Source organism: Roseateles sp. P5_B10 (assembly GCF_056400485.1).
Window position 1 is genome coordinate 1 of the sequence record NZ_JBFULE010001538.1, and the last position, 642, is coordinate 642.

1 pseudogene is annotated in these 642 nt (G+C 66.1%); it reads left to right on the forward strand.

Going from position 1 to position 642, the window contains the following annotated elements:
• Nucleotides 1-642, forward strand: a pseudogene (locus tag AC1DU6_RS34465) (TonB-dependent receptor); the annotation flags it as partial.

Consider the following 642-nt stretch of genomic DNA (forward strand, 5'->3'; position numbering starts at 1 on the left):
GGCTGCAACCCGCCCGCCAGCCTCTACCTGCCTGACGGCATTGGTGGCGCGGACGGTTGCACCTTTGACTACATGCGCGATATCGAGCTGTATCCGAAGTCGAAGAAAAGCAGCATCTTCGGCCGCGGCATCTTCAACCTCGGTGGCGGCCACCAGGCCTTTGCCGAGGTGTCGCTGGCAAGGGCTCGCACYCTCTACACCGGCACGCCCAACCGCGTGGACGCCGACATGGACGTTTCGCGCGTGCCGGCCTTTGCAGGCAGCGCGCTGAACAGCCTGGACGCCGACGACGAGGAACGCATCATCACCGTGCGCACCCGCCTGTCCGAAGCCGGCCTGCGCACCAGTGAGCTGGTGTCGACCACCCAGCGGGTCGTGGCCGGCATGACCGGCCTGGTGAGCGGCTGGGACTATGAGTGGGCACTGAACCACAGCACCAGCAAGGTCTCCGACCGGGACTTCCAGGGCTACCTGAACGAGCAGATGATCCTGGACGGCTTCGCGAACGGCACGCTGAATGCCTTTGGCCCCTCCAGCGCCGCCGGCCTGGCGCTGTATGAGAAGTCGCAGATCCGCGGCGAGGTGCGCCACGCCACCGGCAACATGGACAGCCTGGACTTCAAGGCCTCCAAGGCGCTGACG